At 65.0% G+C, this 16,656-nt stretch carries 14 protein-coding genes; 4 read left to right on the top strand and 10 right to left on the bottom strand.

The window, feature by feature from the left end:
- Positions 1-175 precede the first annotated feature (175 nt).
- Both H6718_21745 and H6718_21740 read left to right on the top strand, forming a co-directional pair.
- Complete coding sequence (locus H6718_21745) at positions 176-1,984, top strand: MYXO-CTERM sorting domain-containing protein (protein MCB9588045.1); 1,809 nt, start codon at positions 176-178, stop codon at positions 1,982-1,984.
- 43 nt (positions 1,985-2,027) lie between these two features.
- The gene (locus H6718_21740; GenBank protein MCB9588044.1) at positions 2,028-2,924 is read left to right on the top strand and encodes a hypothetical protein; all 897 of its coding nucleotides are present in this window, start codon (positions 2,028-2,030) and stop codon (positions 2,922-2,924) included.
- 66 nt (positions 2,925-2,990) lie between these two features.
- Here the strand turns inward: H6718_21740 and H6718_21735 are convergent, their stop codons facing one another.
- The 6 genes from H6718_21735 to H6718_21710 all read right to left on the bottom strand — a co-directional run bounded on the left by H6718_21735 (position 2,991) and on the right by H6718_21710 (position 10,864).
- The gene (locus H6718_21735; protein MCB9588043.1) at positions 2,991-3,440 is read right to left on the bottom strand and encodes a hypothetical protein; all 450 of its coding nucleotides are present in this window, start codon (positions 3,438-3,440) and stop codon (positions 2,991-2,993) included.
- Between the two features lie 80 nt (positions 3,441-3,520).
- On the bottom strand, positions 3,521-4,783 hold the full coding sequence (locus H6718_21730) for a hypothetical protein (GenBank protein MCB9588042.1): 1,263 nt from the start codon (positions 4,781-4,783) through the stop codon (positions 3,521-3,523).
- Between the two features lie 27 nt (positions 4,784-4,810).
- Positions 4,811-6,094, bottom strand: coding sequence for an MFS transporter (locus tag H6718_21725; GenBank protein ID MCB9588041.1), 1,284 nt, complete (start codon positions 6,092-6,094; stop codon positions 4,811-4,813).
- A gap of 85 nt (positions 6,095-6,179) precedes the next feature.
- Positions 6,180-9,086: a type I DNA topoisomerase gene (gene topA, locus H6718_21720; GenBank protein MCB9588040.1), complete on the bottom strand. Its 2,907-nt coding sequence runs from the start codon at positions 9,084-9,086 to the stop codon at positions 6,180-6,182.
- Between the two features lie 206 nt (positions 9,087-9,292).
- Positions 9,293-10,198, bottom strand: a complete 906-nt coding sequence (locus H6718_21715) for an NAD(+)/NADH kinase (GenBank protein MCB9588039.1) — start codon at positions 10,196-10,198, stop codon at positions 9,293-9,295.
- A gap of 9 nt (positions 10,199-10,207) precedes the next feature.
- On the bottom strand, positions 10,208-10,864 hold the full coding sequence (locus H6718_21710; protein MCB9588038.1) for an NUDIX domain-containing protein: 657 nt from the start codon (positions 10,862-10,864) through the stop codon (positions 10,208-10,210).
- Positions 10,865-11,018: 154 nt separating this feature from the next.
- Here H6718_21710 and H6718_21705 point away from each other — a divergent pair, with 154 nt between their 5' ends.
- Positions 11,019-11,903, top strand: a complete 885-nt coding sequence (locus tag H6718_21705; protein MCB9588037.1) for a HEAT repeat domain-containing protein — start codon at positions 11,019-11,021, stop codon at positions 11,901-11,903.
- On the top strand, positions 11,900-13,705 hold the full coding sequence (locus H6718_21700; GenBank protein ID MCB9588036.1) for a PQQ-binding-like beta-propeller repeat protein: 1,806 nt from the start codon (positions 11,900-11,902) through the stop codon (positions 13,703-13,705). The genes H6718_21705 and H6718_21700 overlap by 4 nt, the downstream gene beginning before the upstream one ends.
- 6 nt (positions 13,706-13,711) lie before the next feature.
- On the opposite strand, the gene H6718_21695 is transcribed toward H6718_21700, so the two are convergent.
- Genes H6718_21695 through H6718_21680 form a run of 4 tightly spaced genes read right to left on the bottom strand, consistent with a single transcriptional unit; the run spans position 13,712 to position 16,569 of the window.
- Positions 13,712-14,122, bottom strand: coding sequence for a hypothetical protein (locus H6718_21695; protein ID MCB9588035.1), 411 nt, complete (start codon positions 14,120-14,122; stop codon positions 13,712-13,714).
- 25 nt (positions 14,123-14,147) lie between these two features.
- Complete coding sequence (locus H6718_21690; protein ID MCB9588034.1) at positions 14,148-14,699, bottom strand: hypothetical protein; 552 nt, start codon at positions 14,697-14,699, stop codon at positions 14,148-14,150.
- A 50-nt stretch (positions 14,700-14,749) separates the two neighbouring features.
- Positions 14,750-15,385, bottom strand: a complete 636-nt coding sequence (locus H6718_21685; protein ID MCB9588033.1) for a sel1 repeat family protein — start codon at positions 15,383-15,385, stop codon at positions 14,750-14,752.
- A gap of 41 nt (positions 15,386-15,426) precedes the next feature.
- Positions 15,427-16,569 carry a Nif3-like dinuclear metal center hexameric protein gene (locus H6718_21680; protein ID MCB9588032.1) on the bottom strand — a complete coding sequence of 381 codons (1,143 nt, stop codon included), beginning with the start codon at positions 16,567-16,569 and terminating at the stop codon, positions 15,427-15,429.
- Positions 16,570-16,656 lie beyond the last annotated feature (87 nt).

Below are 16,656 nucleotides of genomic sequence, written 5' to 3'. Positions count from 1 at the left end.
GCAGCAAAGCCGTCAGCCATAAGACGGATCATGCAGCCAAAGACAGTAGCCAAAGGCACGGCCAGACCTCAGTTGGAAACACCTACACTCCATCACGTCGACATACGAACGCCATTCTGCTCGCGTCTCCGTGCGCCGTTGACCACGACCGCTAAACTCGGCGACTCTTATGGCTATGCTCAAGATCCGTGCTCGAGCGACTGCGCTCGCGAGTGTGCTCCCAGTCACCATTCTTGGTTTCACCGCGTGTAGTAGCGACCCCACCCCGCCCGGCGAGTCGGTTGGTAGCGCCACGCAGGAGGTGATCGGCGTGGGCAGCGGCAGTACTTGCCGTGTGGAATTGACGAAGGTCAACTACGACGACACAGGTGCAGATACCGCCAACTTCGTCGAACTCCACGTCATCCGCGATTCCGGATCAACGGCGACGACTTTCGGGGAGTGCGGCCTGGGTATTGTACGTCATGTCAACGGCAGCAACTGCGGAACGGTCTGGGACGTCGATGTATCGACCACTACGATCCCCAACGACGACTACTTCGTGATCTGCGCCACGAATGGCATCGCAACGGACAAGTCGATGTGCGATGCATTCCGGGCGAATAGCGGGAACAACGACGACCTGCTGCAGAATGGAGCTCCGGATGGTCTGAAGTTCCTCGACACGAATGGCGCTGCTCTCCTCGACGTGTGGTGGGAGGGCAGCAGAGCGTGCGACCCCCAGACGACGCTCAGCGTTTCCTTGCTCGAGGACACCGGGGCCACGACGGATCAAACCAACATCGCCTGCAACGACGCATTCACCCTGGTCGACACCAGTACGGTCACACTCCGCCAAGCCAACCCTTGCCCCGTCTCAGACGCGGGCGCGGCTGGCGCAGGCGGTAGTGGCGGAACCAGCGGCAGCGGCGGAACCGGCGGAACCGGAGCGACGGGCGGAACCGGAGCGACCGGTGGAACCGGAGCGACCGGCGGAACCGGGGCGGCGACGAGCACCGGCGGCACCGTGGGCACCGGCGCGACCGGAGGTGTGATCGGCGTTGGCGGCAGCAGCACAGGAACCGGCGGAAGCGGCGGCGTGATCGGAACGGGTGGCAGCAGCACCGGAAACGGCGGGACCAGCACCACGGGTGGGAGCGGCGGCGTGATCAGCACCGGCGGTACCGGAGCCACCACCGGAACCGGCGGAACCATTGGGACCGGCGCGACGGGCGGGACAAGCGCGACCGGCGGATCCGGAGGAACCGTCAGCACGGGCGGAACCGGAGGCACGGCGACAACTGGCGGAACCGGGGGAACCACCGGAGGCAACGGCGGAACGAGCACCAGCGGCGGGACGGGCGGAACCGTCAGCACCGGTGGAACCGGAGGAACCACGGCAACCGGTGGAACCGGCGGGACCGTCAGCACCGGCGGAACTACGGCGACCGGCGGATCGGGAGGAACCGTCAGCACAGGCGGAACCGGAGGCACTACAGCGACCGGCGGATCCGGCGGGACCAACACCGGTGGTTCCGCAGGGATTGGCGGAACCGGAGGCACGGCGACAACCGGCGGATCCGGAGGAACCACCGGAGGCTCTGGCGGCGCGACAACTGGCGGAACCGGAGGCACGGCGACAACCGGCGGAACCGGCGGAACCACCGGAGGCTCTGGCGGCGCGACAACCGGCGGAACCGGAGGCACCGCAGGCGCCACGAGTGGCGGAGCGGGTGGCTCTGCAGGCGCAGCGACCGGCGGCTCTGCAGGCGCGGCGACAGGTGGTTCCGCAGGGAATGGCGGCAGCGCTGGAGCTAGCTTTGGCGGTGCGGGCGGCTTCGTCGGCGACGGCGGCGTCGAACCAGCTCCCCGTTTCAAGGTCCCCGACGACGACAGCTGCAGCTGCAGCGTTCCCGGCTCCCCGAGCGACGGCGTGCCAAACGGAGCCCTGGCGGGTTTGCTAGGCCTCGGCGCTGTGATCCTGCGCCGCCGCCGCAGCAGCTGACGCGGGGTTTCGAAAGCGGCGCGCGAAGGGCTAGACTCAGCTCATGTCGCGCGCCGTGCTGCGTTTGTTGGAGGTCGTGTGCGCCCAGCTGGGCGCCGCTGACGCGCGCCTGGAGATTGGCGGGCTCGATCCGGACGACCCGCATTTGATCTGGGTAAACCTGGGGAACGCCGAGCGCGTAGTCGTCGTCTTCGATCAGCCTCCCGCTGAACCCCTGGAGCTGCAGGAGCGCTTGGTTGCGCTCCTCAACACGTTCGCGGAGACACTGTCAGGCGTGGAGCCAGAGGAGACGATGCAGCGCCATGCCCCACCGGACCGTCGTCTCGAGCAAGTGCTGGATAGCCTGCGGAGTCGCAGCGGCGCGGCGGTCGCGCTCGTCGTCGATCAGCAGTCGCCCATGATATGGTCCCAGAGCGGCCTTGGCGGCGGCTACGATCGCGATCTGTTGCTCGACGCACTGGAGACGTCCCGCGCCTGTGAGGAGCTCTCGCTGTCGCTGGTCGAACTCCTGCCCCTGGACGACGAAGAGCTTGGAGCGAGACTCGGCGATGCATTCAAGCAAGCCAACATCTCGAGCCGTCAGCGCCTGCGTGAACTGACCACTCGGGTCGAGCGCACCCGCGGGGAAATCGACGGTGACAACGCAGAGCGCGCGTTGAGCGCGGCAGCGCTGATAGAGCTTGTTGGAAAGCAGCCTGCTCGCGCTGAGCGCTTTCAACTCGCGCTGGAGCACGGTGGCGCGCTCCTCGGCCGCCGAATCAGCGGGATTTACTGGATCGGCCTCGCAGTCGATGCGAACTGGTCCGAGCTCCACACCGAGAGCGCACTGCGCGATTTGCTCTCAGGCATCGAGCGGCTGGTGCTGGCGCTGCCACCGTTCGATCCCCCGCCACGCGGGGCGCGTGTGCTGCGATTGCCAAGCCCGCTGCGCTCCGTTTGACCCCCGCCAGCTAGTGACTCTAGCGGCCCCGAGGCCGCGAGCCATCACATTGCCGCGGGGAATATCTTACTTGGTCTTTGCGGCTTCTTCACAAGCGCCCTTGGTGTAACCAATCACCTTTTGGGCTCCGCAGGCTTCGCATTTGTTGCCGAATGTCTTCTTCGTCGCCGAAGGACAGGGTGTGGTGATGCACCGCACACCCGTGTCGACGAGACCGCACACAGGCATGTACTCCTTGGTGCACATCACGGGGCCGGCGTCAGGCTTGCGAGGCGGACACTGGGTGAACTCCTCCCCAGGTGGACCGGCGTCTTCGGGAGGGTTGCTGCTCGGCTCGGCGCTCGGCACGGGCTCTTCCGTGGCGCTGGGCGCCGCGCTCGGCGTGGGGGCCGTAACCTCCGTCGTGGGCAGCGGCTGAGCCGCGTCGGGGTCCTGAGCCGGCTTGGAGTTGCAGCCGTAGGCCGCGCCAACGCAGACGAACGAGAGAGCAAACACGGGGGTCCAACGCAAAGTCATCGAGGAACGCTTAATGCGAATCTCGAGCCAGCGCAAAGCCAAGCCGGAATTCGCCGCAAGCCGTGGGCGATCGCCCCCCGCTACTGCGCGTTTGGACTGCTCGCCGCGGGTGGCGCGCCGGAAATAGGGACGCCCATTGCCTCGGGCGAAGAGTATCGCCCCACCTTGAGCGTCAGATACGTGCCCTCGCAGCGCCTGTACTCCGCCAGGTCGCCAGGCCGATAAGTGTACTCCTTACCCGTTGCCGTGCGGTAAAGCACACTGTAGGAAGCGCGCTCGGACTTGCGCTCCTTCTCGTCCTTGGCCAGGCCTTCACCCAGCTTGATCTGTTCGGCGCTCGGCCACTTGGGCGCAAAGTCACTGCCCTTCTCTTCGATGGTGCGCTCTGGCTCCCACGCCCACTGTTTCCATTTGAAATACGCAGCCATGACCGGGACGTCTTTGAACCTGGGGACCTGGCGAGTCTTCGTCACCAGGTGAGTCTGAGGCACCTGCTTGGTCTTGGTCACCATGCAGTACTTGGGGCTGCACGTCTCGCCACCGCCAGTGCAAACCTGGTCGCACTTGGCGAAGCCGTTGCCCTGAGGGGTGCACACTTCGCGGCAGCTCTTCGGCCGTGGGGTGCAACTTTGCCCGCATTGCTCCTGCTCGGTGTACGTTTCCGTACGAAAGCCGTTTGGCTCCTCTTCGGTGTACGTCTGTGTGTCGAAGCCATCGGCGACCTTGTCGACGTGGTGCTGGCGCTTCCCCAAAGCTCGCACATCCGTCGCAGACTTCGGCTTTGCATCTTCAAAGCCTTCCCGCTCGACGACCTTCCAGCGCTCGACGTACACGGCCTGGCTCCAGCTAGCGCTGGCGATGGTGCCGTACTCGGTGTGAAAAGCTTCAGCGAAAGCGGCGCCGTGAGTCGAGTAGTCGGAGCGATGGCAATTATCCAGCTGGAAAACCAGGAAGATGGGCAAACAGAACAACCCGAGTAGCACGCCGGCGATCAAGATCCGCCTGAGTGCGCTCTTCCCACGCTTCTGGGGGCGCCCATGACTCGCCGCAGCCTGGGCTGCCTGCTGATGACGCGCGCGATCCCCGCCACAGTTCGCGCAGTCGCCGTCCGCGGCGCGCTGATTGCTCCCACAGTAGCGACAGCGCCAGTTTGCGCCGCCATGAGCGATCTGAAGCAGTCGAGGGTCGGTGACACTCGGGAGCTGAGCCGGCGTTCCCGGCATCCGATACTCCTCGTGTTCTTCCTTGGGGCTGCCGCACGTCTGACAGCTGAGGTGCCTACCGAGATTTTCCCGTCGGCAACTCGAGCACGTCCACACCATCTCGACGACGCGACCGCTCATGCGCCTGCGATGGTACCACTGCGCGAGCTACGCCACTCGATCCTTACCAAGCCGCATGAAGGCGAGCGTCGCGAGCACACCAAGCAGCGAAAAAGCGGCGAGAAACCAAAAGAAGTGTTGATGCCCCGCAAGGCCAGGAGCGCCGTCCAGCAGCACGCCAGCGACCCACGCAACGAAGATATCTGGCGTGTAACCGATCACCGACACCACCCCCACCGCGGTACCTGTGGCCCGCCACGGCACCTTGGCTTCGGCAAACACCGCAAAGTACACACCTCGCAAGCCGAACATCGCGGTGCAAGTCACGAGCACGTTGCCATACAGGATCCAGCGCAGGCCAGGCACCGCCAGCGCGAAGTACAGATCCGTGGCGAGCAAGAGCACGAAGCACCCGAGAATTACTCGCGCCCCACGCAGCCTATCCGCAAGGAATCCAGCGCCAATCGCTGCCACTGGGCGTACCCACTGCATGGACGCGGTGAAGCGGCTGACCTCTACCTCACTCATGCCGTGCACCTCGTGAGCGTACAGCGAGTAGTTGTCGAAGCCCTTGTAGGCGACGTACGCCGCCACGACGATCAGCGCCTGGAGCCACACCTGAGGCAGACGTATTACCTCGCGGATCAGCTCTAGGCTCGCACCATTCCCAGGCGTTTGCGCCGCCCGCTCCGAACGCGGCGCAAACAGCCAGGCAAGTACGCCCGCCAGGAGCGTCACCAACGTGTAGACGTAGATCACGCTGCGCAGCGCCGCTGCGCGCTGTTCCGGAGTGACGCTGGCTTCATCCGCGGGGAACACCAGCTGAAAGAGCAGCGCCGCCGCGCTGGCGAGGAGCGCCGCAAACAAGCCCCGGCCACCGTCGAGGATGCCGTAGGCGCGGCCCTGCTTGTCCTCTCCCCCCCAATCCCGCGTGGCGCGGATCAGGGCCGCCCAGAACAGCAAGATCGTCGTGACCCCCCAGTATCCGAAGAGCCACGCCATGCCATGGTAGCTCGGGAACGTCGCAAAGTAGAAGCCGCCAAGCCCCGTCATCCAGAGCGCGACTGCCAAGAGCTTGTTTGCCGAAAAGCGGTCGGCGAGCGGTCCCCCGGGGAAATAAGCCAGCATCGCCAGCACGCCATAAACTGCCTGTGCCTCACCAAGCTCGGTGTTGGTGAGCCCCAGTACAGCAAGCACGGTCGGCCGAAAAAAGCGCGCCAAATGAAACGGCAAGCCGAACACCGCCTCGCCCGCGATGATCAAACACGTCAGCGCCAGCGCACGACGAAGCTGACCACCTCGCACTATCGCGTTGGACGGCTCGGCTTCCATGGCGTCATCCTACGCAATGAGCCTGGGGCCCACCGCTCGGCTCCGCGGGGTCAGTTTGAGTCCCCACGGAACTAGCAATGGGTCCTCACCCAACCAAATCGGCGGAGCCGCTATCGCTGCTCGGCGCCTTCTTCACCGGCTTTGCGCTGGACTTGGCCTTGGACTCGCCGTCGCTACCCGCTGCCTTGCTAGCAGTCTTCTTGCTGGCCTTCTTGGCCGTCTTCTTGCTGGCCTTCTTGGTCGCCTTCTTCTTGGCGGTCTTCTTGGCCGGCGCGTCGCTAGCAGTCTTGGCGGTGGCCTTCTTGGCCGTCTTCTTCGTCGCCTTCTTGGCGGTCTTCTTCTTCGCCTTCTTCTTCGAAGGCCCCTTGGCACGACGATCGGCGAGCAGCTCGTGGGCGCGCTCTGGCGTGATGGTGTTCGGGTCGTCGTCCTTACGCAGGCTCGCGTTGGTCTCGCCGTCGGTCACGTAGGGACCAAAGCGACCCTCACGCAGCGTGATGGCGCCACCGCTGACCGGATCGTTGCCGAGCTCCTTCAGCGGCGGGGCGGCCGCACGCCGACCGCGCTGACGCGGCTGAGCGAAGATCTTCAGCGCCTCTTCCTGGGTGATGGTGAAGACTTGCTCCTCCGTCTCCAGGCTGCGGCTATCCGTTCCCATACGCAAATACGGGCCGAACTTGCCGAGCTGCGCGGTGATGACCTTATCTTCCGGACCCACGCCGACTTCGCGGGGCAGGCTCAGCACCTTGAGCGCGTCCTCCAGCGTCATCGTCGCCGGATCCATGCTCTTCAGGATGCTGCCAGTCTTGGGCTTCTCTTTGCCCTCGCCCGCTTCCCCAAGCTGCACGTACGTGCCGAAGCGCCCGGCTCGCACGAACACTTGCAGGCCGCTCTCGGGGTCCGTTCCCAGATCGCGATCGCCGCTCGGCGCGTTGAGCATCTCGCTGGCCTTCTCCAAGGTCAGCTCATCGGGCGCCATGTCCTCGGGGAGGCTCGCGCGATCTTCGTCGCGCTGCAGGTAGGCGCCGTAGCGACCGACGCGCACCACGATTTCTCGACCCTCTTCGTCTTTGCCGATGGGCAGCGAGTTGATGGCGCGGGCGTCGATCTCACCCAGCTGATCGGCAACCAAGGAGCGCAGCCCGAGGTCCAAGCCGGAGCCACCGTCGTCGGGCCCGTCGTTCTCTGGCTTCTGGCCGAAGTAGAAGCGCTTGAGCCACGGCACGACCTCTTCGTTGCCGCTGGCGATGGAGTCGAGCTCATCTTCCATCCGCGCGGTAAAGGCGTAGTCGACCAGGTCGCCGAAGTGTTGCTCGAGCAAGCCAATCACGGCGAACGCAGTGAACGACGGAACCAGGGCGCTGCCCTTCTTCCAGACATAGCCGCGCGCCTGAATGGTGCTGATGATCGAGGCGTACGTCGAGGGACGACCGACGCCGAGTTCCTCGAGCTTGCGCACCAGGGAAGCTTCCGTGAAGCGCGCCGGCGGCTGCGTCTCGTGGCCTTGAGTCTCGAAGGACAAGCTGTTCAGCGCGTCGCCTTCCTTCATCGCTGGCAGGTGCTTCTCCTTGTCGCCGAGCTCGGCGGCGGGGTCGTCACTGCCTTCGACGTAGGCGCGCAAGAAGCCCGGGAAGATGATCGTGTTCCCGCTGACGTTGAACAGCGCGTCCCGACCATCCTTCGCCTTCGCGCTGATCCGCACGGAGATGCTCTCACCGCGAGAATCAGCCATTTGCGAGGCGATCGTCCGCTTCCAGATCAACTCGTAGAGCTTCGCTTCGTCGCTGTCGACTTCGCGCGCGACGTGCTCCGGAAGCTTGAAGACATCACCCGCCGGGCGGATCGCTTCGTGGGCCTCTTGGGCGTTCTTGACCTTGTTCTTGTAAACGCGGGGCGAGCTCGGCAGGTAGTCCTTGCCGTACATCTTCTCGATCTGCGTGCGCGCCGAGTTGATGGCTGCAGACGACAGCGTGGTGCTGTCCGTACGCATGTAGGTGATGAAGCCGTTCTCGTACAGGCGCTGCGCGGCACGCATGGTCCGCGCGGAAGTGAAGCGCAGCTTGCGTCCTGCTTCCTGCTGCAGCGTGCTGGTCATGAACGGAGCTGCCGGGCTGCGACGGTTTGGCTTCCGCTCGACGGAGAGCACCTTGGCCGGCGCGTCTTTCAGCGACTCGACCAGGCCCTTGGCTTCCGCTTCCTTGAGCAGGAAGAGATCATCTTTCTTCAGCTTGCCGAGATCGTCGAAGTCTTTGCCTTGAACGACGCGCTTGCCGTCGAGTTCGAGCAGGCTGGCTTCGAACTGGCCGCCACCGGGCTGATCTTTGCCGTCCTTCGTGCCGAAGGTGCCGTCGATGCCCCAGTACTGGGCCGAACGGAACGCCATGCGCTCCTGTTCGCGAGCCACGATGATGCGTGTCGCCACGCTCTGCACGCGACCCGCGGAGAGCTTGGGCATCACCTTCTTCCACAGGACGGGCGACACCTCGTAGCCGTACAGGCGATCGAGGATGCGTCGCGCTTCCTGCGCGTCGACCAGACGCCGATCGAGCTCACGCGGATGGTCGATGGCTTCTTGGATCGCGCGCCGCGTGATCTCGTGAAACACCATGCGCTTCACGGGCACCTTCGGCTTCAGCACCTCGAGCAAGTGCCACGCGATACTCTCTCCCTCGCGATCTTCGTCGGTTGCGAGGAAGAGTTCGTCCGCACCCTTCAAGAGATCCTTGAGCTTCTGGATGTGGCTCTTCTTGTCGGGGTCGACGATGTACAGCGGCTGGAAGCCGTTCTCGACATCGACTCCAAGGCGGGCCCAGGCTGACTTCTTATATTGCGCCGGGATGTCGCTCGCTCGCTTCGGCAGGTCACGGATGTGACCGATCGAGGACTCAACGACGAACCCATCGCCGAGAAAACCCGCGATAGTTCGCGCCTTTGCGGGAGACTCAACGATGACGAGGGAGCGAGCTGTAGCCATGGCGGGGGGGCTCAACATATTCGGGAAGTCCGCCAACGCAAGACCGGCCCGAGGGCCAATAAGCAAGCTTCAGGCCTAACCTGCCGCACTCAGCGACAATTCGGCCTTGTAGGGGGGGTGCATTTCTTTGACAGGCCCACTCGGATCCGCCCCCGTTGGACGCTGTAACGCTCATTCCAGTGGGGTTGGGGGTGAGGTCCGGCGTTCCCCAACCGAGGCTCAGCTTACTCGGCGGCTGCTGCGCGGGTCCGCCGACGCCCGCTGAGCCCAAGTAAGGTCAGCGGCTCCTTGCTCAGCCGGAACACCACCTGGTCCCCGAGCCGCAGGCGGTACTCGAGATGAGGGCCGTCCAAGTAGAGCGCAGCGTCATGCATCTTGATCTGCACCTTCACGCTCCGACCCGGTTCCGCAAGGAACCGACTCAAGCGATACTCTTCACCGGCTGGCACATACGGTTCGCGGACCACGAACTGGAGCTGCTGACTGGTGAGTGGCAAGATACGACCACCCGCAGAACGCAGCGCGGCGGTAGACCCAGCCGGGGGGCCAATCCAGAAACCGCTCGAGCGGTGCTGCTCGTTGATGCGCCCATACCGCACGATGTAGCGCGACGTGTGCGCTGGCGACGTGTGACAACACAGCGCCTCGTTCAGCACCCTGCGCGAACGCACGCTCCCGTTTACCTCGACCTCCATGCGTGCCAATTCCACTCTGGTCAGCTTGCCGAGCAGCGCCTTCTCGAGGGCCTCCCGCAAGCCGGCTCGATTTACCGCACAGAAAAATCCGACGCTATCTTTGGGTGAGCTGTTGACCGCCAGCATCGGCGCGCGCGAGACGTGATGAGACGCCGCAAGCAGTGTGCCGTCGCCACCCACGGTGACCACCAAATCGCAGCTCGAAGCGTCAAAGACAGCGTGAGACTTGCGCAAGATCAGCGCCTTCGCCCCAAGCCGCTCGAGCTCCCGCTCGACGGCTTTCACCGTCTTTTGGTGTGCCTGATGTGCGGCGCGCCAACGGCGCACCGACGGGTCTTGCTTTTGCACCAACTCGCCGACGCGGCGGTCCCGCTGCTCCTCGACGTAGTGAGTGTACGCAGAGCGCTTCGCAACGACGATGACTCGCGGCCTCACGTGTCACCCCTACAGCTTGCCGAGGAGCTCGAGCTCCGCCAAGCGCCGTAACCCGAGTTCTGTCTTCGCGTCCTCGAGCAAGCCTTCCCGGCAGGCTTCGAGGGCCGTCGTGAGACGCACCGGAATGATCGCGGCGCCCGCTTCGAGCGCGGACCCATCGAGCGTCGGTTCCCCCCGCTCGGCAGGCTTCACTTCCACGTGGAAAAAGAAGTGACGTTCAGCGATCACCCCTGGTGCCGGGTAGGTGCTGGGGCCCAGCTGGCGAAAGCACTCCACCGGGTAGTCGAAGCCAGTCTCCTCCAGGAGCTCGCGAGCCGCGCAGCGTGTCAGCCCGGCGGCATCCTGCTCGTCTTCTTCGAGCAATCCTGCAACGAGCTCCCACATGCCACGTTCGGGAGGCTCGTCGATGGGAGAGCGCTTCGGATCTCGCAGGGCAACCGGTGGGCGAAGCGCGCTACGCAGGTAAACGTAACGGATCCCGCCTGCCACGTAGTGCGGCGCCACCACCACCGCGTCCAGCGCTTTGCGATCCACCTCGTCGTAGACGAACACCGCACTCTCCGAGCTGTCCGGGTAGCGAGCCACCAGTTGCCTACGAACCAAGCGCAGGAAACCCGGCGGCGCGGCAGAATCGACAGACTTCACCTCGAGCTCGATGCGCGGCATGTGCTGCCCCAGAGCCCCGGCCTCTTCGATGGGTTTGGTCATGCAGTGCACCAAGGGTAGAGGTTGTTCGGGCTTTGCGCGACTCCCTCGCTGCGATAGAGCATACCGGTCCTTTCCGTCCGCTGGTCAGGAGCCGGAACAGGGGGAAGTCATGATGCACACACGTCCTATCTCCATCGCCAATCGTGTGGCGCCAGTCCTGCTGCGCTTCACCTTGGGCGCCGCAGTGCCGCTGCTCGCGCTCACCACCGCCCAGCCAGCGTCGGCCGCGCCAGCCAAGTTCGACACGGAGGCGGTCAAGAAGCAGCTCCTCAGCGGCAATAGCGAGGAGATTCAGAAGGCGCTCGAGACGATCAAGGAGGCAGGCGCTGCCGCCAAACCCATCGTCCCGACGCTGAACACGGTGCTCAAGAAGGGCTCTACCGCTTCTCTACTGGTGGCCCTGATTCAGAGCGCCAGCAAGCTAGAGGACCCCTCCTCCAGCTCAGCCATCGCGCCCTACGTCCGGCACCGCGACAAGGCGGTCCGCCAAGCGGCTGCGAAGGCGCTGCTCCACACCAAGGGTCCCGATGCGGTCAAAGCGCTGCGCCGGGGGCTGCGCAGCCGAGATCCAGTCGTGCGCGGCACCGCCGCTGGTGGGCTCGGCACACTGGGCGCGAAAGAGGCGCTGCCAGATTTGTTCGCCGCGTTCGATCACCGAGTGGGCGAGGCGGCTGTCTCCATCGGACAGCTCTGCGAAGCCGACGGCTGCAAGGACTTCCTCAAGCGCGTTGGCAAAGTGCCCTTCGACATCATGACGTCTGGCCTGGACCAGATGTTGTTCCGCCCGCCGGCGAGCCTGAGCGACGACGCGAAGATCGGCATCATCGGCAAGCTGCGGGAGCTGGGCACTGCAGAAGCCGGCAAGTACCTGGCGGACGTCGCGGAGCGCTGGCCCAAGGACTGGAGCAAGCGTGTGAAGGCCGCCCTGGATGCCGCGGTGAAAGCCGTAGGCAAGGGCAAGAGCAGCGACGACGACGACGACGAGGATGACGAATGAGCCCGCGAATCAAGCAACTGAGCAAGTTCTCAAGTCTCGTGTGTGGCGCCGCATTGCTGGCGGCGTGTAGCGGCTCCAACGCCTTGTCTGGTGCGTTTGATACCACCTGGCAAAACGACGGCGGCCAGTCGATCAGCAGCGTCCAGCGTGAGCTCGCATCGGCTTCGATTCCGAAGGGAACCGGGCTCGCCGTTGGTGTGGTCAAGGGCGGCTTGGTCGCGACGACTCTCGCCGGCAAGAGCTGGAAGTACACCGGCAGCGTAGACGCACGACCGAAGCTAAGCGGAGACGTGGTCGTGGCCACGGGAGACAACCAGCTGTTCGCTCTCGACGCTCGCACGGGACAAAAGTTGTGGTCCATCTCGTCGGGCGGGCGCAGCTTGCGTGGCGCAGGCGACGACGGCACCTACACCGTGGCTTCTCTCGGCGCGCTGAACGGCGGGCAAAGCCGCCTGGTGGTGGTCAAGCGCGGCGGCAGCGTGATCCTCGATGCTGAGCCAGAGCCTGAAATCGGCACGCCCGCCATCGTCGGCGGCATCGCCTTCGTTCCGTGGGGCAACCAATACGTCTCAGCCATCGACGTCACGACTGGCGCGGAGCGCGGGCGACTCCTGATGCGTCAGCAGGTCACCCACGCAGAAAACGTCGGCGGAGAGCTGTACTTTGGTGAGTCTCAGCTGCTGCGCTTCGACCCGAAGATTGGCGCAGCTGCTGGGGGCGGAGGCACGCTAGCGGCGCTGCCAAAACACGAGCTGCCCGGCACTCCACGCTGGTTCGCCCCCGGTGCAGAGGTACTTTCCCCTAGCGCCAGTGCACCCGATCGCATCCGCCTGATCGCGAAGCCCACGGGCGAAGGCAAGTTCGAGAACGACCGCATGGCCGCAACGTACTTCCGCGTGGCAATGGGCTTTGGCGCCTCGGATGGTGAGCTGCGTTGGGCAAAGCTCGTCGACTCCGACATCCTGGGCGGAGCAGCGGCCAAGGGCGGCTTCGCCTTCTGTACGGCGAAGGGCGATGTCTTGCTGGTCGACAGCGCGAGCGGCGCCAAGGCGGGAGTGCTCAACCTGGGCGCTCCTGTGATGAGCTGTGAGGTACAGGCCGGCGACTTCACGGTCCCGAGCAACTCCCCGGAGAGCACCCTCGCCGAACAGCTCGGCGAAGTCATCGCCACCAAGGACCCGCAGATGGTTCCAGCGCAGCGCTTCCTCTTGACCAAGCTCGGAGGCATGCAGGACGACAGCGTCACCAAGGTGCTGATCGATCTAGCGAGCAACACGGACACGCCGCCAGCGCTGTACGAAGACTCGCGAAAGCTCCTCGCCGAGCGCCGTAGCGGCGCTGACTTCATGCTCAAGGCCCTCGAGCGCGAGTACGACTTCCTGGACGACGTCCTGCTGCCGCCGCCGGTTGGCCCCCTCGCAGACGCCCTCGCGGCGATGAAAGAGCAGCGCGCCGCCGGGCCGCTCGCGCATCACCTGAACGATCCGTCGGACACCCCCGACGACATCAAGCGGGCGGCCAAGGCCCTCGAAACCCTGGCCAGCGCCGAGCAGTTCAGTGACCTGAAGATCTTCTTCGCGCTCTACCGCGCCACGGCCTCCGACGATGACATCATCGCCGCAGTCGTTTCCGTGGCGAAAGCGATGTTGCGAGTTGGTGGTAAAGAGGGCGAGACCCTCGTCGCGGAAGCAGCGAAAGATCCGCTGACGAACTCCGAGGTCCAAGAGGCGCTTCAAGGCCTCAAGCCGGCCGCAGCCGAAAAGAAGCCTGAGGAGCCAGCGAAGAAGACCGCCTCGAAGTAGGCGCGATCAGTAGTGACCGGGGCCAGGAGGCAGCTGATGCATCGCCTCAGTGCCTCCCTCCGTCAGCGTGCCCGCGAGCGCCGCGAACAAGAACGGCGCCGAGTAGCTCAGCTTGGTGGTGTGCCCCGCCCAGATCTGGAACTGCCGCTCCGCCTTGCCACCGGGACCAAACAGATTGGCGAAGTGAACCTGGACGTAGTGCACGCCTTCAGGGAGATCGAAGTACGTGGTGCCCCAAGGCCGCTGCTGCGGCTGCCCATCGATAGTGATCGTCGGCTTTGCAAAGAACAGAAACCACATCAGCGGAAAAAAGCTGGTGTAGAGCTGCAGTCGGCCGACGCCTCCCCCACCCTGTGGCGGCACGAAGCCTTGGCCGTGCCCCGGAGGCGCGTAGCCTCCCCCTGGATATCCCTGCATCCGCTGACGCTAACGCAAACGCACGTCAGTCGTCGACCCGAACGCGCGGCGGAGGATCCGCTTCGGTCGGCTTGTCCTCCTTAGCCTCCTGCGTGACCGCGCTCCCTTCAGCGGCGTCGCCAGGAGGTGGACTGCTCTTGGTCTGGCCGGCGGCGGTTTCACGCACGCCAAGTACTTGCTCCACGCGATCTGCAACTCGTTCCACGACGTTGACGAGTTCGCGGCCTGCATCTTCAGCGAAGGCTTCGATCTTCTCTGGGCGCAGGTTCTCAGCAGCCTTCTTCCCCAACTCGGTCACGCGATCCTTGTCGAGCCGCTCCACCTCACGGGTCGCCCGCGCAGCCGCTTCGCGCCCCATGGTCTCGATCTTCTGCGGATCGATTCCCATCACGGCCTTCTTTGCCGCACGGAACATGAGCCCTAGACCCTGGGTCAGGTCATCGACGGCGCTGGACTCTGGCGCGGCATCAGCTCGTGCGTTGTTGTCGTCGGCTGTGGTGTCCGACGTGGCCTCTGGCTCCACATGCGGGCTCTCGGCGTCATCGGGGCGATTGTTGTCGGGGCTCGAGTCAGACATTCGCGCCAACATGTGCACGCTGTGCGCGCGCGCAAGCTCGCGGGGTCGCTCTACTTGGAGGGCTCCCCGCAAGCTTCTACCACCCCGAGATCACATGATTTTTCCCGATACTCTCGGGCGGCGTCTGACTTCTTTCCACGCTCGAGCGTCTGCGCCAAGAGCCAGCAACCACTCCGAGCCCCGAGTTCACACGCCCGTTTCCAAGCCGTTTCCGCCGCTTCGGGCTCACGCAACACGCCTTTCCCGGTGACCGCGACGCCCCCCTCCATCAACACGTTTCCCTCTCCGACACAGCCGAGCGCCTCGCCCGCCTCACAAGCCGCGCGGAAATGTTCGAGGGCATCGCGCTGGTCACCGTTCGCGAGCTTTGCGGAGCCAAGCCAGACACAGGCAAGCAACTCCTGCGAGCCAGCCTTGCTCGCCTCAGAACGGCGTTTGCACTCCGCCCCGGCACGCGCCAGCGTCTTTGCATCAGCACCATTCGGGTCCACGCTCTCCCAGCTCACCACAGCGGCCTCCGCATTTTTCGGGGGTGAGGGGGCAGGCGTTGGGCCTCCATGGTTGTCGCCGTCGCCCCCCGCTTTGGCTGCGGTGGTTTGGGGGTCCGCGTTTGCACCTGGAGCGCAGCCTGCCAGAGCCAGCAGCACCACGCCGCCAATCAGGCGCACTACGTTACCGCGCGGCACTACCTCACCCCCTGATGAGCGATCGAGAGCATCGAAGCGCCTCAGACGATTTCCAGCGGATCCCGGTCGCGCTGGGAGACGACGAGCTCCAGCTCCGGGAGGGCGTCGCGCACGCGCTGGGACAAATGCGGTAGGTAGCCGCGCTCCGTGTTCGTGTGGTCGCAGAGGATCACGCTCGAGCCGGTGGCGACCCGTGCCAGGACGTCGTGATGGCGCATCTCCCCGGTGAACAGCAGCTCCGGTCCGCCACGCGCGGCGGTCGGCAACTTCTCGAAGAGGCTACCTCCAGCGCCCGCACAGACTGCGGCCCGGGTGATCGGCTGCCCTTCACGATGGGCCTCGCACGCTGCCACGCGGATATGTTCCAAGCCGAGGCCCACCTTGACCCGATTCACGAGCTCACCGAGCGTCGCCGGCTTGCTCAGCTCATGCAGACGCCCCATTCCGCTGCCCTTTCGCGGGCGCGGCTCAAGAGCGTAGACCTCCCAGGCTGGCTCCTCATAGGGGTGCGCCTGACGCAGCGCCTCGCTGACCAGCGTCAGGTGCTTCCGCGCGCAAACCATCTCCACCCGCAGCTCCGAGACGTTCTCCGTCTCGCCGACCGTCCCGATGTATGGATTCGCGCCTTCTCCAGGTCGAAAGCTGCCGTGCCCCGGACTCGAAAATGCGCACTCGAAGTAGTTGCCGATGCGCCCGGCCCCAGCCTTGCCAAGCGCCAAACGCAGCGCGTCGGCGTGCTCCGCGGGGATGAACGTGACGAGCTTGAGCGCCTGCTCCGGATCCAGCTCGAGGGTCTGCTGGATTGGGCGCTGCTCCCCGGCGCCGAGCACGTCGCACAGCCAGTCATTGACACCCCCCGGCGCGGCGTCCACGGCGGTGTGCGGCGAGTAGATGGCGATGCCCTCGGACAACGCTTGAGTGACCACGCGCTCGAGGGGTGTGTGCTGAGTCAGGCGCTTCAAACCGCGAAAAATTGGCGGGTGGTAAGCGACGATCAGCTCCGCGCCGAGAGACAACGCCTCGGCGAAGACCGGCTCAGTCAAGTCGATGGTGAACAGCACCTGACTCACGGTTCGCACGTCCGGCGGCTCGACCAACAAACCCACGTTGTCCCAGTCTTCGGCGAAGCGGGTCGGCGCGAGCGCTTCCAACACGCGAACGACATCACGGAGAGACGTAGCCATCGCCCGCGAGCGTAGGCGAAAACGCGGCACCTAGCAGCTACGCTTGGCGCAACAATCGCGGTTTGTCGCGCCAGAAGGCGCTCCGCG

The organism is Polyangiaceae bacterium, assembly GCA_020633205.1.
Taxonomy (GTDB): domain Bacteria; phylum Myxococcota_A; class Polyangia; order Polyangiales; family Polyangiaceae; genus JAHBVY01.
The sequence above is the reverse complement of the archived record's forward strand: the minus strand, read 5'-3'. Positions and strand labels throughout refer to the sequence as shown.

Coding starts and splice junctions, on each gene's coding strand:
- topA (MCB9588040.1), bottom strand. CDS start 9,086: ATGTTGAGCCCCCCCGCCATGGCTACAGCTCGCTCCCTCGTCATCGTT.
- H6718_21725 (MCB9588041.1), bottom strand. CDS start 6,094: ATGGAAGCCGAGCCGTCCAACGCGATAGTGCGAGGTGGTCAGCTTCGT.
- H6718_21680 (MCB9588032.1), bottom strand. CDS start 16,569: ATGGCTACGTCTCTCCGTGATGTCGTTCGCGTGTTGGAAGCGCTCGCG.
- H6718_21730 (MCB9588042.1), bottom strand. CDS start 4,783: ATGAGCGGTCGCGTCGTCGAGATGGTGTGGACGTGCTCGAGTTGCCGA.
- H6718_21695 (MCB9588035.1), bottom strand. CDS start 14,122: ATGCAGGGATATCCAGGGGGAGGCTACGCGCCTCCGGGGCACGGCCAA.
- H6718_21700 (MCB9588036.1), top strand. CDS start 11,900: ATGAGCCCGCGAATCAAGCAACTGAGCAAGTTCTCAAGTCTCGTGTGT.
- H6718_21705 (MCB9588037.1), top strand. CDS start 11,019: ATGCACACACGTCCTATCTCCATCGCCAATCGTGTGGCGCCAGTCCTG.
- H6718_21690 (MCB9588034.1), bottom strand. CDS start 14,699: ATGTCTGACTCGAGCCCCGACAACAATCGCCCCGATGACGCCGAGAGC.
- H6718_21745 (MCB9588045.1), top strand. CDS start 176: ATGCTCAAGATCCGTGCTCGAGCGACTGCGCTCGCGAGTGTGCTCCCA.
- H6718_21740 (MCB9588044.1), top strand. CDS start 2,028: ATGTCGCGCGCCGTGCTGCGTTTGTTGGAGGTCGTGTGCGCCCAGCTG.
- H6718_21735 (MCB9588043.1), bottom strand. CDS start 3,440: ATGACTTTGCGTTGGACCCCCGTGTTTGCTCTCTCGTTCGTCTGCGTT.
- H6718_21710 (MCB9588038.1), bottom strand. CDS start 10,864: ATGCCGCGCATCGAGCTCGAGGTGAAGTCTGTCGATTCTGCCGCGCCG.